Annotated in this window: 27 protein-coding genes, 1 tRNA gene and 1 pseudogene; 15 read left to right on the forward strand and 14 right to left on the reverse strand. The window is 71.0% G+C overall.

Annotation, left to right across the window (positions count from 1 at the left end; all coding sequences use genetic code 11):
* The 3 genes and pseudogenes from ACFV1L_RS18185 to trxA all read left to right on the forward strand — a co-directional run.
* A pseudogene (locus ACFV1L_RS18185) lies at positions 1-502 on the forward strand (hypothetical protein); the annotation flags it as partial.
* A gap of 152 nt (positions 503-654) precedes the next feature.
* Positions 655-1,620 carry a thioredoxin-disulfide reductase gene (trxB, locus tag ACFV1L_RS18190; protein WP_380366977.1) on the forward strand — a complete coding sequence of 322 codons (966 nt, stop codon included), beginning with the start codon at positions 655-657 and terminating at the stop codon, positions 1,618-1,620.
* A 120-nt stretch (positions 1,621-1,740) separates the two neighbouring features.
* Positions 1,741-2,067, forward strand: coding sequence for a thioredoxin (trxA, locus tag ACFV1L_RS18195; protein WP_035864420.1), 327 nt, complete (start codon positions 1,741-1,743; stop codon positions 2,065-2,067).
* 154 nt (positions 2,068-2,221) lie between these two features.
* Here trxA and ACFV1L_RS18200 read toward each other — a convergent pair whose 3' ends face one another.
* From ACFV1L_RS18200 to rpmH, 9 genes are all read right to left on the reverse strand, one after another.
* Complete coding sequence (locus tag ACFV1L_RS18200) at positions 2,222-2,839, reverse strand: GNAT family N-acetyltransferase (RefSeq protein WP_380366978.1); 618 nt, start codon at positions 2,837-2,839, stop codon at positions 2,222-2,224.
* A 121-nt stretch (positions 2,840-2,960) separates the two neighbouring features.
* Positions 2,961-4,013: a ParB/RepB/Spo0J family partition protein gene (locus ACFV1L_RS18205; RefSeq protein ID WP_380366980.1), complete on the reverse strand. Its 1,053-nt coding sequence runs from the start codon at positions 4,011-4,013 to the stop codon at positions 2,961-2,963.
* Positions 4,010-4,999, reverse strand: a complete 990-nt coding sequence (locus tag ACFV1L_RS18210) for a ParA family protein (protein WP_380366982.1) — start codon at positions 4,997-4,999, stop codon at positions 4,010-4,012. The genes ACFV1L_RS18205 and ACFV1L_RS18210 overlap by 4 nt, the downstream gene beginning before the upstream one ends.
* Before the next feature lie 229 nt (positions 5,000-5,228).
* Positions 5,229-6,011, reverse strand: a complete 783-nt coding sequence (gene rsmG, locus ACFV1L_RS18215; protein ID WP_380367155.1) for a 16S rRNA (guanine(527)-N(7))-methyltransferase RsmG — start codon at positions 6,009-6,011, stop codon at positions 5,229-5,231.
* 140 nt (positions 6,012-6,151) lie between these two features.
* Entirely contained in the window at positions 6,152-6,673 is a 522-nt protein-coding gene (locus ACFV1L_RS18220; RefSeq protein ID WP_380366984.1) for a protein jag, read from the reverse strand.
* A gap of 57 nt (positions 6,674-6,730) precedes the next feature.
* Positions 6,731-7,870, reverse strand: a complete 1,140-nt coding sequence (gene yidC, locus ACFV1L_RS18225) for a membrane protein insertase YidC (protein WP_380366985.1) — start codon at positions 7,868-7,870, stop codon at positions 6,731-6,733.
* Positions 7,871-7,873: 3 nt separating this feature from the next.
* Positions 7,874-8,188: a membrane protein insertion efficiency factor YidD gene (gene yidD / locus ACFV1L_RS18230; RefSeq protein WP_035864431.1), complete on the reverse strand. Its 315-nt coding sequence runs from the start codon at positions 8,186-8,188 to the stop codon at positions 7,874-7,876.
* A complete protein-coding gene (gene rnpA, locus ACFV1L_RS18235) occupies positions 8,185-8,613 on the reverse strand; it encodes a ribonuclease P protein component (RefSeq protein ID WP_380366987.1) in 429 nt (142 codons plus the stop codon). Before rnpA ends, yidD begins: the two co-directional genes overlap by 4 nt.
* 19 nt (positions 8,614-8,632) lie before the next feature.
* Positions 8,633-8,770, reverse strand: a complete 138-nt coding sequence (rpmH, locus tag ACFV1L_RS18240) for a 50S ribosomal protein L34 (protein WP_043915359.1) — start codon at positions 8,768-8,770, stop codon at positions 8,633-8,635.
* A 427-nt stretch (positions 8,771-9,197) separates the two neighbouring features.
* Between rpmH and dnaA the strand changes: the two genes are divergently transcribed.
* The 10 genes from dnaA (at position 9,198) to ACFV1L_RS18290 (ending at position 23,366) form a co-directional block, all read left to right on the forward strand.
* Positions 9,198-11,015, forward strand: a complete 1,818-nt coding sequence (gene dnaA / locus ACFV1L_RS18245) for a chromosomal replication initiator protein DnaA (RefSeq protein WP_380366989.1) — start codon at positions 9,198-9,200, stop codon at positions 11,013-11,015.
* Positions 11,016-12,001: 986 nt separating this feature from the next.
* On the forward strand, positions 12,002-13,132 hold the full coding sequence (gene dnaN / locus ACFV1L_RS18250) for a DNA polymerase III subunit beta (RefSeq protein WP_035864433.1): 1,131 nt from the start codon (positions 12,002-12,004) through the stop codon (positions 13,130-13,132).
* A gap of 144 nt (positions 13,133-13,276) precedes the next feature.
* On the forward strand, positions 13,277-14,152 hold the full coding sequence (gnd, locus tag ACFV1L_RS18255; protein WP_380366991.1) for a phosphogluconate dehydrogenase (NAD(+)-dependent, decarboxylating): 876 nt from the start codon (positions 13,277-13,279) through the stop codon (positions 14,150-14,152).
* 36 nt (positions 14,153-14,188) lie between these two features.
* Positions 14,189-15,325: a DNA replication/repair protein RecF gene (recF, locus tag ACFV1L_RS18260; protein ID WP_380366993.1), complete on the forward strand. Its 1,137-nt coding sequence runs from the start codon at positions 14,189-14,191 to the stop codon at positions 15,323-15,325.
* Between the two features lie 67 nt (positions 15,326-15,392).
* A complete protein-coding gene (locus ACFV1L_RS18265) occupies positions 15,393-15,905 on the forward strand; it encodes a DUF721 domain-containing protein (protein WP_035864440.1) in 513 nt (170 codons plus the stop codon).
* Positions 15,906-16,178: 273 nt separating this feature from the next.
* Positions 16,179-18,170: a DNA topoisomerase (ATP-hydrolyzing) subunit B gene (gyrB, locus tag ACFV1L_RS18270; protein WP_380366995.1), complete on the forward strand. Its 1,992-nt coding sequence runs from the start codon at positions 16,179-16,181 to the stop codon at positions 18,168-18,170.
* A gap of 37 nt (positions 18,171-18,207) precedes the next feature.
* Positions 18,208-20,808 (forward strand): DNA gyrase subunit A, encoded by a 2,601-nt coding sequence (gene gyrA / locus ACFV1L_RS18275; protein WP_380366996.1) that lies wholly within the window; start codon positions 18,208-18,210, stop codon positions 20,806-20,808.
* 146 nt (positions 20,809-20,954) lie between these two features.
* Positions 20,955-21,680 (forward strand): DUF3566 domain-containing protein, encoded by a 726-nt coding sequence (locus ACFV1L_RS18280; RefSeq protein ID WP_380366998.1) that lies wholly within the window; start codon positions 20,955-20,957, stop codon positions 21,678-21,680.
* 222 nt (positions 21,681-21,902) lie between these two features.
* A complete protein-coding gene (locus ACFV1L_RS18285; protein WP_380367000.1) occupies positions 21,903-23,276 on the forward strand; it encodes a class I SAM-dependent methyltransferase in 1,374 nt (457 codons plus the stop codon).
* 16 nt (positions 23,277-23,292) lie between these two features.
* Positions 23,293-23,366 (forward strand) — tRNA-Ile (locus ACFV1L_RS18290).
* Positions 23,367-23,713: 347 nt separating this feature from the next.
* Here ACFV1L_RS18290 and ACFV1L_RS18295 read toward each other — a convergent pair.
* Positions 23,714-23,902 carry a hypothetical protein gene (locus tag ACFV1L_RS18295; RefSeq protein WP_380367001.1) on the reverse strand — a complete coding sequence of 63 codons (189 nt, stop codon included), beginning with the start codon at positions 23,900-23,902 and terminating at the stop codon, positions 23,714-23,716.
* 247 nt (positions 23,903-24,149) lie between these two features.
* Between ACFV1L_RS18295 and ACFV1L_RS18300 the strand changes: the two genes are divergently transcribed.
* Entirely contained in the window at positions 24,150-25,070 is a 921-nt protein-coding gene (locus ACFV1L_RS18300; protein ID WP_380367002.1) for a TrmB family transcriptional regulator sugar-binding domain-containing protein, read from the forward strand.
* A gap of 1 nt (position 25,071) precedes the next feature.
* Here the strand turns inward: ACFV1L_RS18300 and ACFV1L_RS18305 are convergent, their stop codons facing one another.
* Positions 25,072-25,275, reverse strand: a complete 204-nt coding sequence (locus ACFV1L_RS18305) for a hypothetical protein (RefSeq protein ID WP_380367004.1) — start codon at positions 25,273-25,275, stop codon at positions 25,072-25,074.
* A 111-nt stretch (positions 25,276-25,386) separates the two neighbouring features.
* On the opposite strand from ACFV1L_RS18305, the gene ACFV1L_RS18310 reads away from it, so the two are divergent.
* Positions 25,387-25,635 carry a helix-turn-helix transcriptional regulator gene (locus ACFV1L_RS18310; RefSeq protein WP_380367006.1) on the forward strand — a complete coding sequence of 83 codons (249 nt, stop codon included), beginning with the start codon at positions 25,387-25,389 and terminating at the stop codon, positions 25,633-25,635.
* On the opposite strand, the gene ACFV1L_RS18315 is transcribed toward ACFV1L_RS18310, so the two are convergent.
* From ACFV1L_RS18315 to ACFV1L_RS18325, 3 genes are read right to left on the reverse strand one after another with little or no spacing between them, the layout of a single operon-like run.
* Positions 25,632-25,832, reverse strand: a complete 201-nt coding sequence (locus ACFV1L_RS18315; RefSeq protein ID WP_380367008.1) for a hypothetical protein — start codon at positions 25,830-25,832, stop codon at positions 25,632-25,634. The two genes, ACFV1L_RS18310 and ACFV1L_RS18315, sit on opposite strands and share 4 nt — an antisense overlap.
* Positions 25,829-26,326, reverse strand: coding sequence for a hypothetical protein (locus tag ACFV1L_RS18320; protein ID WP_380367009.1), 498 nt, complete (start codon positions 26,324-26,326; stop codon positions 25,829-25,831). Before ACFV1L_RS18320 ends, ACFV1L_RS18315 begins: the two co-directional genes overlap by 4 nt.
* Positions 26,323-26,595, reverse strand: coding sequence for a hypothetical protein (locus ACFV1L_RS18325; protein ID WP_380367011.1), 273 nt, complete (start codon positions 26,593-26,595; stop codon positions 26,323-26,325). The genes ACFV1L_RS18320 and ACFV1L_RS18325 overlap by 4 nt, the downstream gene beginning before the upstream one ends.
* Between the last annotated feature and the right edge of the window lie 192 nt (positions 26,596-26,787).

Here is a 26,787-nt window from a genome sequence, read left to right on the forward strand (position 1 = left end):
CCGCCGCCGCGCGGGGAGCCTGCTGCTCGCCACCGCCGGCGCGGCCTTCGTCGCCGCCGCCCTGGGCGGCGTGCTGCTGCTCGGCCGGAACTCGCCGGAGAGCACCGTCTCCTCCGCCCGCGGCGGCGCCGACGCGGCCGCCCCCAGCCCGGCGGGCGCCGGCTCCGCCGCACAGCCGCAGGCCGTCGGCGGCGACCAGGGACCGGATTTCACCGCCGAACAGCTGCCCGCGCAGGTCCGCCGACTGCTGGACGGCAGGCCCACCGCCCACCTCGGCCCCGCCGACAGTTCGGCGCCGTCCGTCCCGGCCTGCGTGCTGACCGCGGCCGGACACCCGGACCAGCAGCCGCTCGGCGCCGGACCGGGCCGCTACCAGGGGCGCACCGTGCTCGCCCTGGTGTTCCGTCCCGCCGGCGGCAGCGGGCCGCTGGACGTCTACCTGGCCACCCCGGAGTGCCCCGGTTCGACGATCCTGCTGCACAGCACCGTCCCGGCCCCCTGATTCCTCGCCGTTCCGCGCCGACCACGCCCGGACTGCGGGCACCTGGTGCGGTCGGGCCTGGGAATGCGGGAGACTGGTAAGTCGTTGTCCGGGGCGGCGGAGCAACCGCCCTCCCCCGCGCGAGCGGGACGCCATGCGAACCAGGAGATGCAGTGAGCGACGTCCGTAACGTGATCATCATCGGTTCCGGCCCGTCCGGGTACACCGCTGCGCTGTACACCGCGCGTGCCTCCCTCCAGCCGCTGGTGTTCGAGGGCGCGGTCACTGCCGGCGGCGCGCTGATGAACACCACCGAGGTGGAGAACTTCCCGGGCTTCCGCGACGGCATCATGGGCCCCGAGCTGATGGACAACATGCGTGCCCAGGCCGAGCGCTTCGGCGCCGAGCTGGTGCCGGACGACATCGTCGCCGTCGACCTCACGGGCGACATCAAGACCGTCACCGACTCCGAGGGCACCGTGCACCGCGCCCGCGCCGTGATCGTCACCACCGGCTCGCAGCACCGCAAGCTCGGCCTGCCGAACGAGGACAAGCTCTCCGGCCGCGGTGTCTCCTGGTGCGCGACCTGCGACGGCTTCTTCTTCCGCGACCAGGACATCGCGGTCGTCGGCGGCGGCGACACCGCCCTGGAGGAGGCCACCTTCCTGTCCCGGTTCGCCCGCAGCGTCACCGTGGTCCACCGCCGCAACACCCTGCGCGCCTCCAAGGCGATGCAGGAGCGCGCCTTCGCCGACCCGAAGATCAGCTTCGCCTGGGACAGCGCGGTCGAGGAGATCCACGGCGACCCGAAGCTGACCGGCCTGACCCTGCGCGACACCAACACCGGGGACCTGCGCGAGCTGCCCGTCACCGGCCTGTTCATCGCGATCGGCCACGACCCGCGCACCGACCTGTTCAAGGGCCAGCTGGACCTGGACGCCGAGGGCTACCTGAAGGTGGACGCCCCCTCCACCCGCACCAACATCCCGGGCGTCTTCGCCGCGGGCGACGTGGTCGACCACACCTACCGCCAGGCGATCACCGCCGCCGGCACCGGCTGCTCCGCCGCGCTGGACGCCGAGCGCTACCTCGCCGCGCTGACCGACTCCGAGGCCGAGACCGCCGCCGTCGCGGTCTGATCCTCCCCCAGGGCCGAGCAGCCCACCGGCCGGGGGCGGCGACCGTTTCCGCACCGAAACAGAACCGCCCCCGCCGTTGTTATCCCTGACGCACCTCCCCTCCGACCCCAAGGAGTTCCCGTGGCCGGCGCCACCAAGGAAGTAACCGACGCCACCTTCGACGCCGAGGTCCTCAAGAGCGACAAGCCCGTTCTGGTCGACTTCTGGGCCACCTGGTGCGGTCCGTGCCGCCAGGTCGCCCCGGTCCTGGAGGACATCGCGGCCGAGCACGGCGACAAGCTGTCGATCGTTAAGCTCGACGTGGACGCCAACCAGGAGACCGCCGCGGCGTACAACGTGATCTCCATCCCGACGCTGAACGTCTACAAGGGCGGCGAGCTGGTGAAGACCATCACCGGTGCCCGCCCGAAGGCCGCGCTGCTCCGCGAGCTGGCCGAGTACCTGTAGTCCGTTCCGGACGCCGTCGCCGAGGCGGCCCGCACGGGGAGTCCCCGTCCGGGCCGCCTCGGCGTTTCCACATCCCGCTGAGGCTTCGCCAGGAAGCCCCGGGAGCCCGGCCCTCCGGCCCGCGCCGGACACCCTGGGGCGGAGAACGCCGCCCTCAGAACGGCCGCAGCGCGGGCTCCTTGCGCCGCCCGCCGAGCAGACGCTCCAGCGCACCCTCCACGTCGCCCTTCCAGGAGAGCGTGGAGCGCGCCTCCAACCGCAGCCGCGGGTACCGGTGGTGCGGCCGCACGGTCTTGAAGCCGACCGCCAACAGGTGCTCGGCCGGCAGAACGCAGCTGGGCACCTCGCGCCCCTGCGCGCCGAACGCCTCGATCGCCCGGAAGCCGCGCCGGATCAGGTCCTTGGCGACGGCCTGCACCAACACCCGCCCCAGGCCCTGCCCCTGAAACTCCGGCAGCACCCGCGAGACCATCAGCTGCACCGCGTCCGGGGAGATCGGGCTGGTCGGGAACGACTGCCCGCGCGGTACGTACGCGGGCGGGGCGTAGAGCACGAACCCGGCCGGGCGGTCGTCCACGTAGGCGACTCTGCCGCAGGACCCCCATTCCAGCAGCACTGCGGAGATCCAGCCCTCCTTCTCCAGCTCCCCCTTGCCGGCGTCCTGCGCGGCCCGACCGCTGACCGGGTCGAGTTCCCAGAACACGCAGGAACGACAGGGGTTCGGCAGCTCCGAGAGGTTGTCCAGCGTCAGCGGAACGACCCTTCGCCCCACGCCCGCACCTCCTCCTCCACACGGAATCCGGCCCTGGACTCCAGTCTGCGCCGCCCAGCGAAACGGGTGCACGTTTCACGTGAAACATGCACCCGTTGTTCGCCGTTGGCGGTCACCGAGGTCAGGACAGCCGCAGTCCCTGCTCGCCCGGCGCCAGGCTGTCCAGGATCCGGTTCAGGTCCTCGACCGAGCCGAACTCCAGCACCACCTTGCCCTTGCCGATCCGGCCGTCGCGCTGCGAGACCTCGACCTTGACCCGGGTGTCGAAGCGGTCCGAGAGGCGGCCCGCCAGCTCGTTGAAGGCCGGCGAGTTGAACCGGCCCGCCCGCGGCGAGGCCTTCTTCGCCTTCGGGGTCTCCCCGGCCATCAGCCCGGCGATCTCCTCGGTGGCCCGCACCGTCAGCTGCTCGGCCACCACCCGCTCGGCCAGCTGCTCCTGCCGCTCGGCGTCCGGCACCATCAGGATCGCCTTCGCGCACCCGGCGCTGACCGTCCCCGCCGCGACCTTCAGCTGCACCGACACCGGCAGGTTCATCAGCCGCAGCGTGTTCGACACGTGCGACCGGGACTTGCCGACCCGGCGCGCCAACTGGTCGTGCGTGCAGGCGAAGTCGCGCAGCAGCTGGTCGTACGCCGCAGCCTCCTCCAGCGCGTTCAGCTCGGCGCGGTGCAGGTTCTCCAGCAGCGCGTCCAGCAGCAGCTTGTCGTCCTCGGTGGCCCGGACGATCGCCGGGATCACGTCGAGACCGGCCTCCCGGGAGGCCCGCCAGCGGCGCTCGCCCATGATCAGCTCGTAGCGCTCCGCCCCGGTCTGACGGACCACCACGGGCTGCAGCAGGCCGACCTCCTTGATCGAGGCGACCAGTTCGGCGAGCTTCTCCTCGTCGAACACCTCGCGCGGCTGGCGCGGGTTGGGGCTGATCGAGTCCAACGGCAGCTCGGCGAACCGCGCGCCGTCCACCGGGGAGAGCGCCGCCTCCAGGACGCTGCGGCGCTGATCGCCCGCCAGCTCCCGCAGGCTCTCCGCGGCCGCCTTGGCGGCCACCGTGCCGCGATCGGTGGGAACCACCGGCGCCGGCGGGTCGGCCGGTGCGGCCGCTCCCCCGGCCGCCGGCTGGGTCGCCGGGATCAGCGCTCCCAGACCCCTGCCCAGACCCCTGCGCGTGCCACTCACCGGTTGCCCTCCATCGAACTGTGCTGTGCGGTCGGCACGGACGGCTCCGCGCCGCTGCGCGGCGGAACGACCGCCGCGCCTGCCCGGTGCCGCCCGTCGCCCGCCTTCACGACCGCCCGCAGCGCCAGCTCGCGGCCGGCCTCCAGGTAGGAGAGCGCACCGCTGGAACCGGGGTCGTAGGTGAGCACGGTCTGCCCGTAGCTGGGGGCCTCGGAGATGCGCACCGACCGCGGGATGGCGGTGGCCAGCACCTCGTTCTCGAAGTGCGTCCGCACCTCCTCGGCGACCTGGGCGGCCAGTCGGGTCCGGGCGTCGTACATGGTGAGCAGGATGGTCGACACGTGCAGCGCCGGGTTCAGGTGCGCCCGCACCAGCTCCACGTTGCGCAGCAGCTGGCCCAGGCCCTCCAGTGCGTAGTACTCGCACTGGATCGGAATCAGCACCTCCTGGCCGGCCACCAGGGCGTTGACGGTCAGCAGCCCGAGCGAGGGCGGACAGTCGATCAGCACGTAGTCGAGCGGCTGCTCGTAGGCGGCGATGGCCCGGTGCAACCGGCTCTCCCGGGCCACCAGGGAGACCAGTTCGATCTCCGCGCCGGCCAGGTCGATGGTGGCGGGGCAGCAGAACAGCCCCTCGACGTCCACCACCGGCTGCACCACGTCGGCCAGCGGCTTGCCCTCGACCAGCACGTCGTAGATGGACGGCACCTCGGCGTGGTGGTCGATGCCCAGGGCGGTCGAGGCGTTGCCCTGCGGATCGAGGTCGATGACCAGCACCCGCAGGCCGTGCATGGCGAGCGCGGCGGCCAGGTTGACGGTGGTGGTGGTCTTGCCGACCCCACCCTTCTGGTTGGCCACCACCATGACCCGGGTGGCAGCAGGTCGGGGAAGCCCCTCCCCGGCATACCCGGTGACCGGGACGGCGGCGTGCGCGGTACGTGCGACGGGGGTGTCATCCACCTGATCGACGATCTCCGACTCCTGCATGGGGGTCAGTGTTTCACGTGAAACCGGAGCCGCGACAGTCACTGCCGGTTCCCGTTCGGGGGTCCGGTTCAGCTCTTGGCCGAGTACGCCGGTAAGCAGGAAGCGACGTTTCACGTGAAACACGATGCCCGGAATGTCCGTGTCCGACGGCCCGACACTCCGGGGCGCCGACAAGCGAACGGGGCGGGTGACCCGATCGCCACCCGCCCCGCCGCACCACGCTCAAGCCTCAGCGCCGCCCGCGGCCACCGCCGCCACCACGCCGGCCGGTGCCCTCCGTGCCCTTGCCGCCGCGACCGGCCCGGGCCGCCTTGGCCCGCCGGGTGGCCGCCTTGACGCCGCCGGGGCTCTCGCCCGCCTCCACCCGGACCACCCGGGTCGGGGTCTCCAGCACGCCCTCACCGACGCCGATCACCGACCACTTCACCGCGCCCAGCCGGGTCAGCGCCGCCCGCGACTCGGTCAGCTCCTGCTCCGCGGTGTCGCCCTTCAGTGCCAGCATCTGCCCGTAGGGCCGCAGCAGCGGCATGCCCCAGCCGGCCAGCCGGTCCAGCGGAGCCACGGCACGGGCGGTCACCACGTCCACGGCCAGCTTGCCGACCGTCTCCTCGGCGCGGCCGCGCAGCACGGTGACGTTGTCCAGGCCGAGCTCGCGGACCACCTCCTCCAGGAAGGTGGTACGCCGCAGCAGCGGCTCCAGCAGCGTCACCGAGACGTCCGGCCGGGCCAGCGCCACCGGGATGCCGGGCAGGCCGGCTCCCGAGCCGACGTCGCACAGCGAGACCTCGGCGGGCAGCAGCTCGGCCAGCACCGCGCAGTTGAGCACGTGGCGGTCCCACAGCCGGGGCACCTCGCGCGGGCCGATCAGGCCGCGCTGCACCCCGGCCGTCGCCAGCAGCTCGGTGTAGCGCACGGCCTGCGGCAGCCGATCGCCGAAGATCCGCCCCGCTGCCTCCGGCGCTTCGGCCAGCCCCTCCAGCGGCGCCTCGGACTCCGTGCCGTCCCTGTCCATCTCTGCCTCTCCGCTCACCGTCGAATCCACCCGCCCGTCCCAGCACTGTTCCACGTGAAACATCAGTCCACCGCAAAGGCAACGACCCCGCCCGCGAGAGGCGGGCGGGGTCGGACGCAGTTCCGGCGGCACCACCGGCATCAAGCCGGCAGTACGACCACACAGCGCTGGGGCTCCTCGCCCTCCGACTCGCTGCGCAGCCCCGCGGCGGCCACCGCGTCGTGCACCACCTTGCGCTCGAACGGGGTCATCGGCCGCAGCTTGACCTGCTCGCCGGTGCTCCTGACCCGCTCGGCCGCCTCCGCGCCCAGCTCCGCGAGCTCGGCCCGCTTGCGCGCCCGGAAGCCCGCGACGTCCAGCATCAGCCGGCTGCGCTCACCGGTCTCCCGGTGCACGGCCAGCCGGGTCAGCTCCTGGAGTGCCTCCAGCACCTCACCGTCCTGGCCCACCAGCCGCTGCAGCGTCCGGTCGTCGCCCTCGCCGACGATGGAGACCAGCGCCCGGTCCCCCTCGACGTCCATGTCGATGTCGCCGTCCAGGTCCGCGATGTCCAGCAGACCTTCCAGGTAGTCGGCGGCGATGTCACCCTCGCGCTCCAGACGGGCGAGGGCGCTCTCACCGGCCGGCGCGGTGTCGACGGCGGAGGTGGTGCCATCCGTCACAGGTGGACTCCTTCAGGAATGGGGCCCTCGGGTGGGGCCGAGAACGAGGGGTCGGGACTACTTCTTCTTCGGACGCTGGCCCTGGCCGCCGCGCCGCGGCTGCTGGCGCTGACCCTGTCGGTCCGCCGGCTTCGCCCCGCCCGCCTTCGTGCCGGACTTCCCGGCCGCTCCGGCCGGCTCTGCCTCCGACTCGCCCGCTGCCGGGCTCTGCTCCTCCGCGTGCGCCTGGTGGGCCGCCGAGGCCTGTCGCTGGGCCTTGGTCTGCTTGCGCGGCTGCTGCCGGCGGGCCTGCACGCTCTCCTCGACCGCCGCCTGGGCCTCGGCCGCCGCGCTGCTCTTGGAGCCGGTCAGCGACGCCAGCAGGCCGACCTTCTTGATCGAGCCGTCCGGGTTGATCCGGCCCTGCTTCTTCAGACGGGCCTGACGCTCGTTCCAGGCCTGGCTGCCCGGCGTCGGGTTGTTGCGGATGACGATCAGCTGCTGGCCCATCGACCAGACGTTGGTGGTGAGCCAGTAGACCAGCACACCGACCGGGAAGTTGATGCCCATCACGGCGAACATGATCGGGAAGACGTACATCAGCATCTTCTGCTGCTGCATGAACGGCGTCTTGACCGTGAGGTCCATGTTCTTGGTCATCAGCTGGCGCTGCGTGATGAACTGCGACAGCGACATCAGCACGATCATGACCGCGACGACGATCTGCACCTGCAGGCTGTCCGCGCCGACGAACTTCGCCGACAGCGGGGCACCGAAGATGTGCGCCTGCTTGGCGCTCTCCAGCAGGCTCTGGTCGATGACGCCGATCGGCTTGTCGTTGGCGACCGAGGCCAGCACACCGTAGAGGGCGGTGAAGAACGGCGCCTGCACGAGGATCGGAAGGCACGAGGAGAACGGGTTGGTACCCGCCTCCTTGTACAGCTTCATCATCTCTTCGGACTGGCGCTGCTTGTCGTTCTTGTAGCGCTCCTGGATGGCCTTCATCTTCGGCTGGATCGCCTGCATGGCCCGGGTCGCCTTGATCTGCTTCACGAAGAGCGGGATCAGGCAGATCCGGATGACGACCACCATCATCACGATGGACAGGCCCCAGGCCCAGCCGCCGTCCGGGTCGAAGACGTGGCTGAACAGCGAGTGGAACTGGACGATGATCCAGGACACCGCGTAGTAGAGGGGACTCAGAAAACCGAAGGTCACCGGTCAGACTCCTTGGACATCGGGCTTCGCCACCGGCTCCGGCTCGGCGGTCCCGCTCGTGGGGGTCAGCAGATTGCGCAGCCGGCGGTGCCACACCGGATGCTTTCGCGGCGGAACATGGTCGACCCCACCGGGAGACCAGGGGTTGCAGCGCAGGATGCGCCAGACGGTCAGCCCGCCTCCCTTGATCGCCCCATGGACGCGCACCGCCTCGTACCCGTAGCGGGAGCACGAGGGGTAGTAACGGCACACCGGGCCGAGCAGCGGACTGATGGTCCACTGGTAGAGCCTGATCAGGCCCATCAGGAGGTACTTCATCGCCCTGTTCCCGTCGGGGCACTGCCGGCCGGTTCCGACCTGAGCAGGCGGCGGAGCGCCGCGTCCAGGTCGTGCCCGAGGTCTGGGTACGAGGCCGTCGCCGCAGCGGGCAGCGCACGTACCACTATCAGGCTACCTGCGGGCAACCGGGACAGACGCTCACGGACCAGGTGACGCAGCCGACGCTTCACGGCGTTCCGGACCACGGCCGGCCCCACGGCCTTGCTCACGACGAAACCCGCACGCGCCGAAGGAAGCCCCTCGGCGACGTGCGGGCTGGAGTCGCTGTTCCGGTCGGCGCCCTCGTCGGGTGCCGCCTCTCTGTGGAGGTGGACCACCAGCAGGGGCCGACCGGCGCGGCGACCGCGTTTCACCGCGGTCGCGAAGTCCTGGCGCCGCCGCAGCCGATTCTCGGTGGGCAGCACTGCAGACCCTTGGCGCGGATCAGGCGGACAGGGCGCTGCGGCCCTTGGCACGGCGCGACGCCAGGATGGCGCGGCCGGCACGGGTACGCATGCGCAGCCGGAAGCCGTGGGTCTTGGCGCGACGACGGTTGTTCGGCTGGAAGGTGCGCTTGCTCACTCGGGGGCTCCTGGGGTGAATCGTAGGATGACGGGGGGTCGCTTGGCCGTCACCGTGCGTCCGCGCGACCTCCCCTTGCACTGGGAAATCCGGTCCCGGGGCCCAGATCTGCTGGACCGGGACCACCACGGCGCCCGTGCTGCGCGCGTCATGGAAGCGGGCGGACCCGCGGACATGCGGCAGCGGCCATCGACAACTCGACCTGGTTACGGTACGCGGCGGCGGGTCGGAGGGTCAAACCAGGTGGCCGTCGGCCCGTTGCCCACAGCCTGTGGACAACGACTTGAATCAGCTCTGCGCGCTGACTACCGTTGCAGGACTTGTCTCTTTTGTTCTGTGCTCGCGGCCGCCTCCGCCCCGCGCCCACCCCAACCTCTCCCGACCTTGCCTGACTGCCCCTGCCCGGGGAACGAGAAAGCGTGTACCAGTGGCTGATGTCAACAGCGATCTCGTCCTGATGTGGTCGAGGGTCGTCGAGCGACTGGTCAGCGACAGCGATGTCGTGGAGAAGGACAAGAACTGGGTCCGCCGGACCCAGCCGATGTGGATGATGCACGACACCGCCCTGCTCGCGGCGCCCAACGAGTTCGCCAAGCAGGTGCTGGAGGGCCGGCTGCTGCCGCAGCTCACCGAGGCCATCTCGCACGAGTTCGGCCGCCAGGTGCGGATCGCCGTGATGGTGGACGCCAACGCCGCCCCGCCCGCCGGACCGGAGGCCGAACCCGAGCCGGAGCCCGAGGACGTCCAGGAGTGGCCGCACCCGCGGGCCGAGCAGGGCTACCCCTCCGACCAGGGCTACCAGCAGCCCGGTCCCGCGCACCCGGCGCAGCAGCCGCAGCCCGGCGCCTGGCCCGGCCGCCCCGCCGACGACTACCAGCGGCCCGCGTACCCGCAGGGCTACCCGCCGGCCGAGCCCTACGGGGCGCCGCCGCAGGACCCGTACCGCGAGCAGGGCGGCGGGAGTTGGGAGCCGCAGGCGGCGCCCGAGCGGCGGCCGGAGCCGGCCCCGCGGCGGAGCAGCCGGCCGGCCGCGGACTCCGCCCAGGGCGACCTGTTCGGCGGGGCGCTGGGCTCCCCCGACGAGGACCGGCCGCGGCACGGCGGCTCCCGGCGGGCCGCGCCCCGGCCCGCCCCGGCGGAGCGAACGCCCGCGCCCGGCGTCCCGGCCCCGCCCGGCGCTCCCCCGGCGGGCGGCTCCCGCAAGGACGAGCCGAACGCCCGGCTGAACCCCAAGTACCTGTTCGACACCTTCGTGATCGGCGCCAGCAACCGCTTCGCGCACGCCGCGGCGGTGGCGGTCGCCGAGGCCCCGGCCAAGGCGTACAACCCGCTGTTCATCTACGGCGAGTCCGGTCTCGGCAAGACCCACCTGCTGCACGCCATCGGGCACTACTCGCGCAGCCTGTTCCCCGGCACCCGGGTGCGGTACGTGAGCTCGGAGGAGTTCACCAACGAGTTCATCAACTCGATCCGGGACGGCAAGGCGGACGCGTTCCGCAAGCGCTACCGGGACATCGACATCCTGCTGGTCGACGACATCCAGTTCCTGGCCAGCAAGGAGTCGACGCAGGAGGAGTTCTTCCACACCTTCAACACCCTGCACAACGCCAACAAGCAGATCGTGCTCTCCTCGGACCGGCCGCCCAAGCAGCTGATCACGCTGGAGGACCGGCTGCGCAACCGGTTCGAGTGGGGTCTGATCACCGACGTCACCCCGCCGGAGCTGGAGACCCGGATCGCGATCCTCCGCAAGAAGGCGATCCAGGAGCAACTCAACGCTCCCGCCGACGTGTTGGAGTTCATCGCGTCCCGGATCACCCGGAACATCCGGGAGTTGGAGGGCGCGCTGATCCGGGTCACCGCGTTCGCGAACCTGAACCGGGCGCCGGTGGACCTGGAGCTGGCCGGGATCGTCCTGAAGGACCTGATCCCGGGCGGGGACGAGGACGCCGGGCCGGAGATCACGGCGCAGGTGATCATGCAGCAGACGGCCGCGTACTTCGGGCTGGGTGTGGAGGACCTGTGCGGGTCCTCGCGCAGCCGGGTGCTGGTGACGGCCCGTCAGATCGCCATGTACCTGTGCCGCGAGCTGACCGACCTGTCGCTGCCGAAGATCGGTGCGCAGTTCGGCGGCCGCGACCACACGACCGTGATGCACGCGGACCGGAAGATCCGCTCGCTGATGGCCGAGCGGCGGTCCATCTACAACCAGGTCACCGAGCTCACCAACCGCATCAAGAGCTAGCCGCAGCAGGGCAGTTGAACCGTCCGAAGGGGCGTCGGGCCGAGTCGGCCCGACGCCCCTCCGGCGTGCCCGCGGCGGGCCGGCCGGGGGAATCGCGGCGGCCGGCAGGTGTGGGGGCGCGCGCGGCGGGGCAGGAATCGTTCCGGCGGCCACGGGCGACCGGCCCGCCGTCCACCCGAACATCTGCGCAGCAATTCGAACGGTTCGGGTGCGTACTGGAGTTGTCCACAGGAACGGGTGGGTTTTCCCCGTCCACAGGCTCCACAGGTCCGAGTTTTCCAGAGGTTCCTCCACAGGCGGATCGCCGCTACGCTCTTCGGCGCAGGTCAGACCCCTGTGGACTTGTGCACAACCGTTGTCCACAGGCTGTGGAGAACTGAGTGGGCGTCAGCGGCCGGTCGGAGTTGTCCCCAGGTCGTCCACAGGGAGGACCGAGTTTTCCCCAGGTTTTCCACAGCGGTGTCCACAGTTCGACAACATCAACTCCCTTGTCACGCCTGGGTGTGAAAGGCGTCACGTGATGTTGATCCGGGGCCGTGGATAACTCACCCGATTTCTGTGGACGAGCCTGGGGATAACCTGTGGATACTCAGCGTGCCCTGTGGATTACGCTCCGCTGTCCACAGCAGGGCCTGGTTGTCCACAGTCGCCGTCCACAAGCCCTGTGGACAAAATTCGGCCTCTGACCTGCGGAAACGGGGTTATCCACGGTATCCACAGGCCCTACTACTACTGCTACACCTAGAGACCTCGCGACTTGATCAACAGTGGGGGTGGCCCGAATCTGTGGACAACCGCGCCCCGACATCTGTTCGGCTTGCTTCCGCCCATCTGCCCCGACTGTCGGCCGAGTACGTCAGACTGTCCTTCGGCACCTGGAGCCGAGCGGAGCGAGTCCGGTCGGCGGGGAGCCGGAAGACGATCAACAGCGCCGGTCGGCAGTACGGGCCGACGGCGCGGCGACAGCAGCCAGGAGGCGGTTACCGGTGAAGTTCCGGGTGGAGCGTGATGTCCTCGCGGAGGCGGTGGCCTGGGCCGCCCGCAGCCTCCCCGCGCGGCCGCCGGTGCCGGTGCTGGCCGGCCTGCTGCTGACCGCGCAGGACGGCTCGCTGGCGCTGTCCGGGTTCGACTACGAGGTGTCGGCCCGGGTCGAGCTGGAGGCGGACGTCGAGGAGGCCGGCACCGTCCTGGTCTCCGGTCGCCTGCTCAACGACATCTCGCGCAACCTGCCGAACCGTCCGGTGGAGATCTCCACCGACGGCATGCGGGTCAGCGTGGTCTGCGGCAGCTCGCGGTTCACCCTGCCGACGCTGCCGGTCGACGAGTACCCCGCGCTGCCCCAGATGCCGACCGCCACCGGCACCGTCCCGGGCGACGTGTTCGCCTCGGCGGTCAGCCAGGCCGCGGTCGCCGCCGGCCGCGACGACACCCTGCCGGTGCTCACCGGCGTCCGGGTCGAGATCAACGGCAGCGGGATCACCCTGGCCGCCACCGACCGGTACCGGTTCGCCGTCCGCGAGCTGCTGTGGAAGCCCGAGCAGGACGACATCAACGCCGTCGCGCTCGTCCCGGCCAAGACCCTGCAGGACATCGCCAAGTCGCTGGGCAGCGGCGACCACGTGTCGATCGCGCTGTCCACCGGCGGCGCCGGCGAGGGCCTGATCGGCTTCGAGGGCGCCGGCCGGCGGACCACCACCCGCCTGCTGGAGGGCGAGTTCCCGAAGTTCCGGTCGATCTTCCCGACCGAGTTCTCGGCGGTCGCCGCGGTGCAGACCCAGCCGTTCCTGGAGGCGCTCAAGCGCGTCTCGCTGGTGGCCGAGCGCAACACCCCGGTCCGGCTGAACTTCGAGCAGGGCGTGCTCACCCTGGAGGCCGGCTCTGGCGACGACGCCCAGGCCTCCGAGCGGGTCGAGGCGGACCTGGAGGGCGACGACATCTCGATCGCGTTCAACCCCGGCTACCTGGAGGAGGGGCTCAAGGCGATCGACGCCGCGTACGCGCAGCTGAGCTTCACCACCCCGACCAAGCCGGCGCTGCTCACCGGCAAGCCCGCGGTGGACGCCGAACCGGACGAGGCCTACCAGTACCTGATCATGCCGGTCCGGCTGTCCGGCTGACGCGGCGTCAAGTCACCAGGGGCGCGAGGGGCACCGGCCTCCGCGCCCCTGTGGCTGCCCGGACGTGCCCGATCGGCGGCGTAGGCTCGGGGAGCGCGGCAACGGCGCCGCCGTCAGGCACGACACCACAGTGAAGGACTTGTCATGGAGCTCGGCCTCATCGGTCTCGGCAAGATGGGCGGCAACATGCGCGAGCGCATCCGCCGCGCCGGCCACACCGTCATCGGCTACGACCGCAACCCCGACCTCGCCGATGTCGACAGCGTGGAGCAGCTGGTCGCCACGCTGGAGGCCCCCCGCGTGGTGTGGGTGATGGTCCCCGCCGGCGGACCCACCCAGGAGACCGTCGAGCACCTGGCCGAGCTGCTCTCCCCCGGCGACGTGGTGGTGGACGGCGGCAACTCCCGCTGGACCGACGACATCCAGCACGCCGAGCTGCTGGCCGCCAAGGGCATCGGCTTCGTCGACTGCGGCGTCTCCGGCGGCGTCTGGGGCCTGGAGAACGGCTACGCGCTGATGTACGGCGGCGAGGCCGCGCACGTCGCCAAGGTCCAGCCGGTCTTCGACGCGCTCAAGCCCGAGGGCGAGTTCGGCTCGGTGCACGCCGGCAAGGTCGGCGCCGGCCACTTCGCCAAGATGGTCCACAACGGCATCGAGTACGCGATGATGCAGGCCTTCGCCGAGGGCTGGGAGCTGCTGGAGGCGGCCCCCGAGGTCACCGACGTGCGCGAGGTGTTCCGCAGCTGGCAGGAGGGCACCGTCATCCGCTCCTGGCTGCTCGACCTCGCGGTCCGGGCGCTGGACGACGACGAGCACCTGGCCAAGCTCAAGGGCTGGGCGGCGGACTCCGGCGAGGGCCGGTGGACCGTCGAGGCCGCGATCGACCACGCGGTGCCGCTGCCGGCGATCACCGCGTCGCTGTTCGCCCGGTTCGCGTCCCGGCAGGACGACTCCCCGCAGATGAAGATGATCGCGGCGCTGCGCAACCAGTTCGGCGGCCACGCGGTCGAGTCCAAGTAAGCACCCACGGCCAGAAGGCGAGCGCAGTCCACCGTCATGCACGTCGCGCACCTGTCGCTCGCCGACTTCCGTTCCTACGCCCGGGTCGAGGTTCCGCTCGACCCGGGCGTCACCGCGTTCGTCGGACCCAACGGGCAGGGGAAGACCAACCTGGTCGAGGCGATCGGCTACGTCGCCACCCTGGGCAGCCACCGGGTCGCCACCGACGCCCCGCTGGTCCGCCTCGGCGCCGAGCGGGCGGTGGTCCGGGCCAGCGTGGTGGCGCAGGGCGGCCGGACCACCCTGGTCGAGCTGGAGATCACCCCGGGCAAGGCCAACCGGGCCCGGCTGAACCGCTCCGACAACGTCCGCCCGCGCGACGTGCTGGGCGTGCTGCGCACCGTGCTGTTCGCCCCCGAGGACCTGACGCTGGTCAAGGGCGACCCCGGTGAGCGCCGCCGCTTCCTGGACGAGCTGCTGACCGCCCGGGCGCCCCGGCTGGCCGGCGTGCGCTCCGACTACGAGCGGGTGCTCAAGCAGCGCAACGCCCTGCTGAAGACCGCCGCGGCGGCCCGCCGGGCCGGCGGCGGCAAGGCCGCCGACCTGTCCACCCTGGAGGTCTGGGACGGCCACCTGGCCCGCGCCGGGGCGGAGCTGACGGCCTTCCGGATCCACCTGGTGGCCGCGCTCCAGCCGCTGGTCGCCGAGGCGTACCGCCAGCTCGCTCCGGGCACCGGGGAGACCGTGCTGGAGTACCGCTCCTCCTTCGAGGGCGAGCTGCCGAACAGCCGCGAACAGGCCGAACAGCAACTGCTGGACGCCCTGCAGGCGGTGCGCAGGCAGGAGATCGAGCGCGGCCTGACCCTGGTCGGCCCGCACCGCGACGAGCTGCTGCTGCGGCTCGGCCCGCTGCCCGCCAAGGGCTACGCCAGCCACGGCGAGTCCTGGTCGTACGCGCTGGCGCTGCGGCTGGCCTCGTACGAGCTGCTGCGCTCCGAGGGCGGGGAGCCGGTGCTGATCCTGGACGACGTGTTCGCCGAGCTGGACGCCCGCCGGCGGGACCGGCTGGCCGAGCTGGTGGCCGGCGGCGAGCAGGTGCTGGTCACCGCGGCGGTCGCGGAGGACGTCCCGAAGGCGCTCAGCGGGGCCCGGTACGGCGTCTCGGAGGGCGCCGTGACCCGACTCACGCCGTGAGGTCGGGCGACCCCGTACCCTGGACCGCTCGTCGGTGCAGTTGTCCACAGCCTGGGGATGGAGCGTGATGGCGGAGAGCTCGGAGCTTTCGGGGATCGACCTGGCCCGGGTGGCGCTGCGCGCCGCCAAGGAGCAGGCCCGTCAGCGCGGCGAGCAGGTCCGCGAGCGCCGGGAGGCGAAGCGCACCGGACTGCGCAGCGGCGCCCGCGCGGACGGCCGCGACCCGGTGCCGCTGGGGGCGGCGCTGAACCGGCTGATCACCGAGCGGGGCTGGGAGGCGCCGGCCGCGGTGGGCGGGGTGATGGGCCGCTGGTCGCAGATCGTGGGGCCGGACATCGCTGCGCACTGTGAACCCAAGTCGTACGCGGAGGCCGAGGCGGTCCTCACCGTGCAGTGCGACTCCACTGCTTGGGCCACTCAACTCCGGCTGCTGGCACGGCAGTTGGTGGCCCGTCTGAACCACGAGCTGGGGCACGGCACGGTCCGGGTGATCAAGGTCCTGGGGCCGGACGCCCCGGTGCGCGGTTACGGGCGGTTGCGGGCGCCCGGAAGCAAGGGCCCCGGGGACACCTGGGGCTGAGCCGGGCGGAGCGGATCGGGATCTTCCGGAATCGCTGGCGGCCCGTCCAGGCGCTCTGAGCCCCCCTGTCGAGTATCGGGACATGTGCAGAGGGGATTCAGGGCGGCACATCTGCCCTCAGAGGCTGCCAAACGCCCCTCTCTGTCACTCGTACCGGTAGACTGAAGCGCAAACACCGTTGCGTGCAGCAACCGAGTCGAAACGCCGTGGTCGCACACCTGCCCGGGCAAGCGGGAAGGGGCGCGGCCCGCGCTGTGCCAGAGAGGGCGCTTCGTGGCCGATTCCGGCAACCCCAGCCAGACCCCAGACCCGTCCGACAACAAGGCGTACGACGCCAGCGCGATCCAGGTGCTGGAGGGCCTCGACGCCGTCCGCAAGCGCCCCGGCATGTACATCGGCTCGACCGGCGAGCGCGGCCTGCACCACCTGGTGTACGAGATCGTGGACAACTCGGTCGACGAGGCGCTGGCCGGCCACGCCGACACCATCGACGTGACGATCCTGGCCGACGGCGGCGTGCGGGTGGTCGACAACGGCCGCGGCATCCCGGTCGGCATCATGCCCGGCCAGGACAAGCCCGCCGTCGAGGTCGTCCTGACCGTGCTGCACGCGGGCGGCAAGTTCGGCGGCGGCGGCTACGCGGTCTCCGGCGGTCTGCACGGCGTCGGCGTCTCCGTGGTGAACGCGCTCTCCACCCGCCTCGCGGTCGAGATCCTCACCGACGGCGCCCGCTGGACGCAGGAGTACAAGTCCGGCACCCCGACCGCCCCGCTGGCCAAGCACGAGGCCACCGAGGAGACCGGCACCAGCGTCACCTTCTGGGCCGACCAGGACATCTTCGAGACCACCGTCTACTCGTTCGAGACGCTCTCCCGGCGCTTCCAGGAGATGGCCTTCCTCAACAAGGGCCTGACCATCTCGCTGACCGACGAGCGCCCGGAGCACGCGGACGAGGAGGGCAGGCCGCTCTCCGTCACGTACAAGTACGACGGCGGCATCGCCGACTTCGTCGCCCACCTCAACTCCCGCAAGGGCGAGGTGATCCACCCCTCGGTGATCGACTTCGAGGCGGAGGACAAGGACAAGCGGATCTCCGCCGAGGTCGCGATGCAGTGGAACTCGTCCTACACCGAGGGCGTGTACTCGTTCGCGAACACCATCCACACCCACGGCGGCGGCACCCACGAGGAGGGCTTCCGCGCCGCGCTGACCGGTCTGATGAACCGTTACGCGCGCGACAAGAAGCTGCTCCGCGACAAGGACGACAACCTCTCCGGCGAGGACATCCGCGAGGGCCTGACCGCGATCATCTCGGTCAAGCTCGGCGAGCCGCAGTTCGAGGGCCAGACCAAGGACAAGCTCGGCAACACCGAGGCCAAGACCTTCGTCCAGAAGGTGGTCAACGAGCACCTGGCCGACTGGCTGGACCGCAACCCCAACGAGGCCGCGGACATCATCCGCAAGTCCATCCAGGCCGCCAGCGCCCGGGTCGCCGCCCGCAAGGCCCGCGACCTGACCCGCCGCAAGGGCCTGCTGGAGTCCGCCTCGCTGCCCGGCAAGCTCTCGGACTGCCAGTCCAAGGACCCGGCCGAGTGCGAGATCTTCATCGTCGAGGGCGACTCGGCCGGCGGCTCCGCCAAGCAGGGCCGCGACCCGCGCACCCAGGCGATCCTCCCGATCCGCGGCAAGATCCTGAACGTCGAGAAGGCCCGGATCGACAAGGTGCTGCAGAACACCGAGGTCCAGGCGCTGATCTCGGCCTTCGGCTGCGGCATCCAGGAGGACTACGACGCCGAGAAGCTCCGCTACCACAAGATCGTGCTGATGGCCGACGCCGACGTCGACGGACAGCACATCCGCACCCTGCTGCTGACCCTGCTGTTCCGCTTCATGCGGCCGCTGGTCGAGGCCGGGTACGTCTACCTGGCGATGCCCCCGCTGTACAAGATCAAGTGGGGCCGCGACGAGTTCGAGTACGCCTACTCCGACCGCGAGCGCGACGCGCTGATCGCCGCCGGCGTCGAGGCCGGCCGCCGGCTCCCCAAGGACGACGCCATCCAGCGCTTCAAGGGTCTCGGCGAGATGAACGCCGAGGAGCTGCGCGTCACCACCATGGACGCCGCCCACCGCCTGCTGCTCCAGGTCACCCTGGAGGACGCCGCCCGCGCCGACGACCTGTTCTCCGTCCTGATGGGCGAGGACGTCGAGGCCCGCCGCTCCTTCATCCAGCGCAACGCGAAGGACGTCCGCTTCCTGGACGTCTGACGTCCGCCCAGGATCGTTGAAAGGAAACTGACCACCAGTGGTCGACGACAACCGTCCGGACGGCGGCGAGCAGCCCGAGGACAGCACCACCCTTGCCCAGAGCGGTCACCGGGTCGAGCTCATCGAGCTCGAGACCGAGATGCAGCGCTCCTACCTCGACTACGCGATGAGCGTCATCGTGTCGCGCGCCCTCCCCGAGGTCCGCGACGGCCTCAAGCCCGTGCACCGGCGCGTGCTCTACGCGATGTACGACGGCGGCTACCGGCCCGAGAAGGGCTACTACAAGTGCGCCCGCGTGGTCGGCGACGTGATGGGCAACTACCACCCGCACGGCGACACCTCGATCTACGACACCCTGGTCCGCCTCGCCCAGCCCTGGTCGATGCGGATGCCGCTGGTCGACGGCAACGGCAACTTCGGCTCCCCGGGCAACGACCCGGCCGCGGCGATGCGCTACACCGAGTGCAAGATGATGCCGCTGGCGATGGAGATGATGCGCGACATCGACGAGGAGACCGTCGACTTCGCCGCCAACTACGACGGCCGCCAGCAGGAACCCACCGTCCTGCCCTCGCGCATCCCCAACCTGCTGGTCAACGGTGCCACCGGCATCGCGGTCGGCATGGCCACCAACATCCCGCCGCACAACCTGCGCGAGGTCGCCTCCGGCGCGCTCTGGGCGCTGGAGCACCCCGAGGCGTCCAACGAGGAGCTGCTGGACGCCCTGATCGAGCGGATCAAGGGCCCCGACTTCCCCACCGGCGCGCTGATCGTCGGCCGTCGCGGCATCGACGACGCCTACCGCACCGGCCGCGGCTCGATCACCATGCGCGCCGTGGTCGAGGTCGAGGAGATCCAGGGCCGCCAGTGCCTGGTGATCACCGAGCTGCCGTTCCAGGTCAACCCGGACAACCTCGCGCTGAAGATCGCCGACCTGGTCAAGGACGGCCGGATCGCCGGCATCGCCGACGTCCGCGACGAGTCCTCCTCGCGCACCGGCCAGCGCCTGGTCATCGTGCTCAAGCGGGACGCGGTCGCCAAGGTCGTGCTCAACAACCTGTACAAGCACACCGACCTGCAGACCAACTTCGGCGCCAACATGCTGGCCCTGGTCGACGGCGTGCCGCGCACCCTGTCGCTGGACGCCTTCATCCGGCACTGGGTCGCCCACCAGATCGAGGTCATCGTCCGCCGGACCACCTTCCGGCTGCGCAAGGCCGAGGAGCGCGCCCACATCCTGCGCGCGCTGCTCAAGGCCCTCGACCAGATCGACGCGGTGATCGCGCTGATCCGCGCCTCGGAGAGCGCCGACGCCGCCCGCACCGGCCTGATGCGGCTGCTGGAGATCGACGAACTCCAGGCCAACGCCATCCTCGAGATGCAGCTGCGCCGGCTGGCCGCCCTGGAGAGCGCCCGCATCCTCAGCGAGCACGACGAGCTCCAAGCCAAGATCAACGAGTACAACGCGATCCTCGCCTCGCCGGCCCGGCAGCGCGAGATCGTCTCCGAGGAGCTCACCGCGATCGTCGAGAAGTACGGCGACGAGCGGCGCTCCACCCTGATCCCCTCCGACGGCGACCTCTCCATCGAGGACCTCATCGCCGAGGAGGACATCGTCGTCACCATCACCCGCGGCGGCTACGTCAAGCGCACCCGCTCCGACCTGTACCGCTCGCAGAAGCGCGGCGGCAAGGGCGTGCGCGGCGCGCAGCTGAAGCAGGACGACATCGTCGACCACTTCTTCGTCACCACCACCCACAACTGGATCCTGTTCTTCACCAACAAGGGCCGGGTCTACCGCGCCAAGGGCTACGAGCTGCCGGACGCCGGCCGCGACGCCCGCGGCCAGCACGTCGCCAACCTGCTGGCCTTCCAGCCGGAGGAGCACATCACCCAGGTGATGGCGGTCCGCACCTACGAGGACAAGCCGTACCTGGTGCTCGCCACCCGCGGCGGCCTGGTCAAGAAGTCCCCGCTCAAGGACTACGACTCCCCGCGCTCCGGCGGCCTGATCGCGATCAACCTGCGCCAGGACGAGGAGGGCAGGGACGACGAGCTGATCGGTGCCGAGCTGGTCTCCGCCGACGACGACCTGCTGCTGATCTCCAAGAAGGCCCAGTCGATCCGCTTCAAGGCCACCGACGAGGCGCTCCGCCCGATGAGCCGGGCCACCTCCGGCGTCAAGGGCATGTCGTTCCGCGAGGACGACGAACTGCTCTCGATGAACGTGGTCCGTCCCGGTACGTACGTCTTCACCGCCACCGACGGCGGGTACGCCAAGCGGACCTCGGTCGACGAGTACCGTGTGCAGGGACGCGGCGGTTTCGGCATCAAGGCGGCGAAGATCGTCGAGGGCCGGGGCTCGCTGGTCGGCGCCCTGGTGGTCGAGGAGACCGACGAGATCATGGCCATCACGCTCTCCGGCGGCGTGATCCGGACCAGGGTTTCCGAAGTGCGTGAAACCGGACGTGACACCATGGGCGTCCAACTGATCAACCTCGGAAAGCGCGACGCGGTGGTGGGCATGGCCCGCAACGCGGAGGCCGACGAGGAGGAGGGCGCGGACCTGGACGCCGAGGCGACCGAGACCGCGACCGCCACCGAGCACGAGGCGGACGGCACGCCCGACCAGGGCTGACGCACGACCGCGACCGTGGTGCCCGTCCCGCTCCAGGCGGGGCGGGCACCACGGGTTGACCGCAGGCCAACCGGGCAGGCGGAGCACGAGCACAACACGGACCAGGGCGGTTCGATCGGCCTGGCGGACGGTTCGGGAGGACCACGGTGAGCGGAGCCACGGGTACTGGAGGTGCCACGGGCGGCCTGTCGGGCGGACCGGGCGGGACACCGTACGGTGCACCCCAGCGCCCCGAGCACCCCGCCGCGTCCACCTCGGTGATGCCCCCGGTCGGCCAGGGCGGCGCCCAGCCCGGCTACAGCGGCCAGACCCCGCCGCCGCCCCCCGGCGCCCCGCCGGCGGGCGGCTTCTCCCAGCCCACCACCTACGCCAAGGGCCAGCCCACCCCGCCGCGCGGCACCCGCACCGGCGGTGGCCAGGGCCCCACCGGCGGTCAGGGCGGCGGCCAGGCCCGTCGCCCCGGCGGCCCCGGCCCGGCCCCCTCCGGCGGCGGCACCGGGCGGGTCCGCAAGGCGCGGCTGCGGATCACCAAGGCCGACCCCTGGTCGGTCATGAAGGTCAGCTTCCTGCTCTCGCTCGCCGTCGGCGTGATCATCATCGTGGCCGCCGCGGTGCTCTGGATGACCCTGGACGGCCTCGGCGTCTTCGACTCGCTGACCAGCACCCTCAAGGACGTCACCGGCAGCGACAGCTCCGGCGCCTTCAACCTGATGGACTACATCGGGTTCGGCAAGGTCATGATGTTCACCACCCTGATCGCGGTGGTCGACGTGGTCCTGATGACCGCGCTGTCCACCCTCGCCGCGTTCATCTACAACACCGCGGCCGGCTTCACCGGCGGCATCGAGCTGACCCTCGCCGAAGAAGACTGAATCCGCGTCAGTTCGGCGGAATTCCCCGGGCCCCGAAGGCTGTTGAAGCCTTCGGGGCCCTCGCCGTCTCCGGCGGCAATCGGGTGACCGCCCCGGCGCGCCAGGGCGTGTGCACCGCCCCCGCGTGGACAAATGAAGAGACACCAACGAGCACGGGGCCGACCGGCCGCGACAGCGGTCACCGGGCGGCCCGGACGGGTACGGCCGGTCGAGAGGTCCGTGATGGCGGAGAACGCACAGCAACTGGTCCGAGCACTCGAAGGCCTGATCGGCCGTCGGATCCCCCTGCGGGTACGCGCCTGGGACGGCTCCCAGGCCGGCCCGCCGGACGCCCCCACCATCGTCCTGCGCAACCGCAGGGCCCTGCGCCGCCTGATCTGGGCCCCCGGCGAACTCGGCCTGGCCCGCGCCTACGTCTCCGGCGACCTCGAACTCGACCCGAGCACCGACCTCTACGAGGTGCTGGACGCCGTCGCCGCCTTCGCCGACGACCCGGAGATCCGCACCCTGCGCCTCGGCCCCCGTCAGGTCCTCGGCGCCCCCGGCCGCCGCCTGCTCGGCACCGCCCTGCGCCAGGGGGCGATCGGCCCGCAGCCCGCTCCCCCGCCGGAGGAGGTCCGGCACCGCCGCGGCAGCCTGCACAGCCGCCGCCGCGACCGCGCCGCGATCAGCCACCACTACGACGTCGGCAACGACTTCTACCGGCTCGTCCTCGGCCCCACCATGGTCTACTCCTGCGCCTACTGGACGCCCGAGGCCAAGAGCCTGGAGGACGCCCAGGAGGCCAAGCTCGACCTGATCTGCCGCAAGCTCGGCCTGCGCCCCGGCATGCGCCTGCTGGACGTCGGCTGCGGCTGGGGCTCCCTGGTCCTGCACGCCGCCCGCCACTACGGCGTCGAGGCCGTCGGCGTCTCCATCTCCACCGAACAGGTCGCGCTGGCCCGCCAGCGGGTCGCCGAGGCCGGCCTGGCCGACCGGATCGAGGTCCGGCTCCAGGACTACCGGGAGATCCCCGACGGGCCCTTCGACGCCATCTCCAGCGTCGGCATGGCCGAGCACGTCGGCTCCGACCAGTACCTGGTCTACGCCCGCCACCTGTACGACCTGCTGGCCCCCGGCGGCCGGCTGCTCAACCACCAGATCGCCCGCCGCCCGTTGCACCCCGGCGAGACGTACCGGCTCTCCCCCTTCATCGACCGCTACGTCTTCCCCGACGGCGAGCTCTCCCCGGTCGGCACCACCGTCTCCCGGCTGGAGGAGGCCGGCTTCGAGGTCCGCGACGTCGAGGCCCTCCGCGAGCACTACGGCCGCACCCTGCGCGAGTGGGTCGCCAACCTGGAGGCCCACTGGCCCGACGCCGTCTCGCTGGTCGGCCGCGGCCGGGCCCGGGTCTGGCGCCTGTACATGGCCGCCAGCGCCCTCGCCTTCGAGCAGAACCGCATCGGCATCAACCAGGTCCTCGCCGTCCGCCCGACCGTCACGGGCGCCTCCCACCTCCCCGCGACCCGTGCCCAGTGGCTCGCCGAAGCCGCTGAACTGCACCGTCCGACGGGGGCCGGGGATACGGATTTGGGAGATCGGCCCTCGGTCCGCTAATCTTTCAGTGCGGCAAGGGCCTATAGCTCAGACGGTTAGAGCGCTTCCCTGATAAGGAAGAGGCCACAGGTTCAAGTCCTGTTAGGCCCACCGGCGACCTCTCGCAGGTCAGAGGCCCGATCCCCTCGTAGAGGGGGTCGGGCCTTCTACATTCGACGGTCCCCCTCATCCGGTATTCGTCCGGAATCCGGGAGGAGCGTCAGGCCCATGGCCCGGAACTGCTCCACCCCGCCGGTCGGGGGCTGTGCGGCGGTTCTACAGGGTGGTAGAAAGCGCACAAGAGCCCGCCGAGCGGACCAAGTCCACCGACGGGCTCTGACAGGGGCTATGCCTCCTCCAAGGCCGACCTCCCGCCTGCTGGCGGTACGGGCCGCAGGGCCCCTGCCGAGGCCGCCCTCGCCGTCCTCCACGGCAGGGGCGGCCAGTCTTTGCGCCGATCAGTTCCAGCCAGAATCCGAGACCGACGCGACGGTGCTCAGGGACGGGCTCGGAGACGGCGAGGTACTGGTCGTCGGGGCGACGTTCCACCCCGAGTCGGCGGACGCCGATCCGGCCGCCAGGCTGGCGGTGGTCACGACGGCCAAGGCAAGGCCGGCCGCGACGGCGAGAGCGCGCAGGGTGCGCATTGGGGCTCCTTCAGATGCCGGGGACGTGAGGCCTGATCAGGTGCTGCCGGTGCGTCAGCAGCTTGTGGTGCAGGTGCGCCTGTACGAACAGTCTCCCGGCCATGGACGTGACACCTCAAGGCCCTCTACTGTGCAAGTTCTCGCACTGCGAGAACTTCCCTCAGACCCTGGAAGCCAGATGCCAACTGCCCCTGCGGCAAACGCTCTTGAGGCCACGGAGCTATCGCCCGAGGCCCAGGCCCTGTACGTGATCCTGTCCCATGCCCACCCGTGCCCGGCCGGCTCGAACAGCGCGCTGGACGAGCTCCTCGCGTTCGGCCTGGTCGTCCCGCATCCGCATCGTCCCGGCCGCTTCATCGCCCGCGATCCTCTCGAAGTCCTGGCGGAGCGCCGGGAGCGGTCGTACGAACAGATCGGGAAGGCGATCACGGGCGTCGCACGCCTGCCCGAGGTGCTCCGTCCGCTGGCGATGGCGTACCAGCGCGCCGAGCCAAACCTCGTCGCCGGGGCGGTGGAGTACGTCGCAGGGATGGAAGCGGTGAACAGCAGGCTCTCCGAGATCATCGCTGGCGCCACCCAGGAACTGCTGACTGCCCAGCCAGGCGGCCCTCGTCCCGCATCGACGCTGGCCCTCTCGCTCCCCCGGGACACCGCGGCAATCCGGCGCGGAGTGGCCATGCGCACGCTCTACCGCGCCGACTGCAGGGACGATGACGACACCGCGAAGTGGGCCGCCCAGGTCACCCAGGAGGGCGCGCACGTGCGAACCCTCGGCGAAGACTTCCTCCGCGCGGTCATCATCGACCGCAGGATCGCTGTCGTCGCCGACCACACCCCGCTGGGGCCCGGCCGCGAGCCGATTCGAGCCCTGATCCTCCACGACCCGGGCGTCGTCCACTACGCAGCCGTGATGTTCGATCGAGACTGGGACCGAGCCACACCGTGGAGGGGAGACCGCCGGCCGAGAGCAACCGCACTGACCGAACAGCAGCGCCAGATCATGCGGATGCTGGTCACCGGAGTACCGCAAGCCACCGTGGCCAAGCGGATGGACCTGCGCGACCGCGCGGTGCACGCGGAGATCAGCAAGATCAAGGCGATCACGGGAACTACGAGCCTCGCGCAGATGGGGTACTGGTTTGCCCGGCACGAGGCCGAGCTCGACTGAGCTACCTGGTGTGCTCGCTGATCCGGTCGGAGATCCGCCCGGCCAGGCGGCGCGCTGCGTTGATGGCCGCGGCGTTGGACGCGCTTCCGTCGTCGTTCTGGGCCAGCTCGCTGATCAGCCGGTTCACGGCCAGAAGGTCGGCTGCTGCCGACTCCAGGTCGAACGGGACGTCCAGGCTATGCCCCGGCCGCGGGGGTGTGGTCACGCGCACTCCTCAGGTCCCCCCGGACGATCGGCGAACAGTATCGAACTGATGCTCGATAAGTGGCAAACGTGTGATGCAGACAATTGATCATGTACCGGCGAATGTCAACGGGTGTCAGCCCGAACGTCCCGCCGCACTCCGAGCCCACACCAGATCGAGCAGCGGGTGCGGTTCGGCCGACGGCTCCGCCAGCTCCGCGTCGAGCGGGACCTGAGCCAGGAACGCCTGGCCGAGCTGGCTGGTCTGGATCGGCAGACCATCGGGTACTGGGAGCGCGCACAGACCAATCCAGGACTGGATGAGATCACCGCCGTCGCCGGCGCCCTCGGCTTGGACGTCTGGCAGCTCTTCGTCGGCTAGACCGCCAGCCCGTTGATCTCGTTGAGCTCGGCTACTACCCGGTCGGCGTCGGTGCGGCTGACGTAGAAGTCGGCGACGCCCATCCGTATCCGCCGCTCGCCGTCGGGCCGGCGCACACCCCAGATCGGTGTGCCGTCCACGAGGGTGCGCAGCTGGTCGACGTAGTAGTGGCCGGTTGCAGTGTCCGGGGTGGTCATCGTGGCGTCCTCGGTGGGGGCATTGGTATGTGGAAGTGGGCGGCTATTCGGCGAACGATCTGCTCTGCGGCCACCGCGTCGTCCATCTGGTCGGCCAGCAGGAGGTCGTCCAGCGCATCTCTCAGGCGCCACCGGCCGCTCTGCAGCGACCAACCCGCATGCCGCGGCAGCGCGGGCAGCTCGGGCTTGGGGGGCGCGAGGATCCGCGGTGCTGCCAGCAGGTAGCAGGTAGCAGCGTGCATCGCGGCAGAAAGAGCTGTTCCTTCGGCAGTCGTGGTGGCCGTCACGGTGGTGGCGACGTCGAGCAGTTGCTGCACGGCCGAGATCTCATCGAACGGGCTGACTGCGCCTTCGGCGTAGGTGACGCCGATGCTGACGCACCGGCACTCCAGGTGCCGTATGCGCACGTCCTGGCCCAGGGTGCGGCCGAGCCATGCAGCGTGGTCGAGCACCTGGCCCGCCGCGTCCGAGGCGGTGCCGAACCCTGCGGTCACGGCCTGCGGGTGATGGTGACCGTGTGCCGTGTTCCGCGGTCCAGCTCGAAGGTGAGATGGACCGTGGCCCGGTGCTGGAAGAGCGGCCCGAGCTGGTCGGCAGCGTCGGTAAGCAGGTGCCGGTAGGCCGATGCCTGCACATGGCCGAGCGGGAGGGAGCGCAGGACGGCCCAAAGCGAAGCGCCAGCCTCCGAAAAGGAGTCGAAGTGGGTCTTGGGCATGTGACCCGTGATTTCTGCGGTGATGCCCAGCCTCGCCGTTTCAGCCACGGTTCTGCTCCAGGCAGCTGCAGGCGGCGGCCTGGCAGGCAGTGCCGGTGGGGCGCCGGGCACAGCCTTCGCACGGGATGTACGGCTTGCCTTCGCCAGCGTCTTCTGGGTGCCCCGCTGCGGGCCCGGCTTGCTGCGTGTCGAGCATGGGCTGCTCTCCTCTGATCACTTGGCGCACCGGATCCGGTGCAG

The sequence above is a fragment of the Kitasatospora sp. NPDC059646 genome (assembly GCF_042734615.1).
GTDB lineage: Bacteria > Actinomycetota > Actinomycetes > Streptomycetales > Streptomycetaceae > Kitasatospora.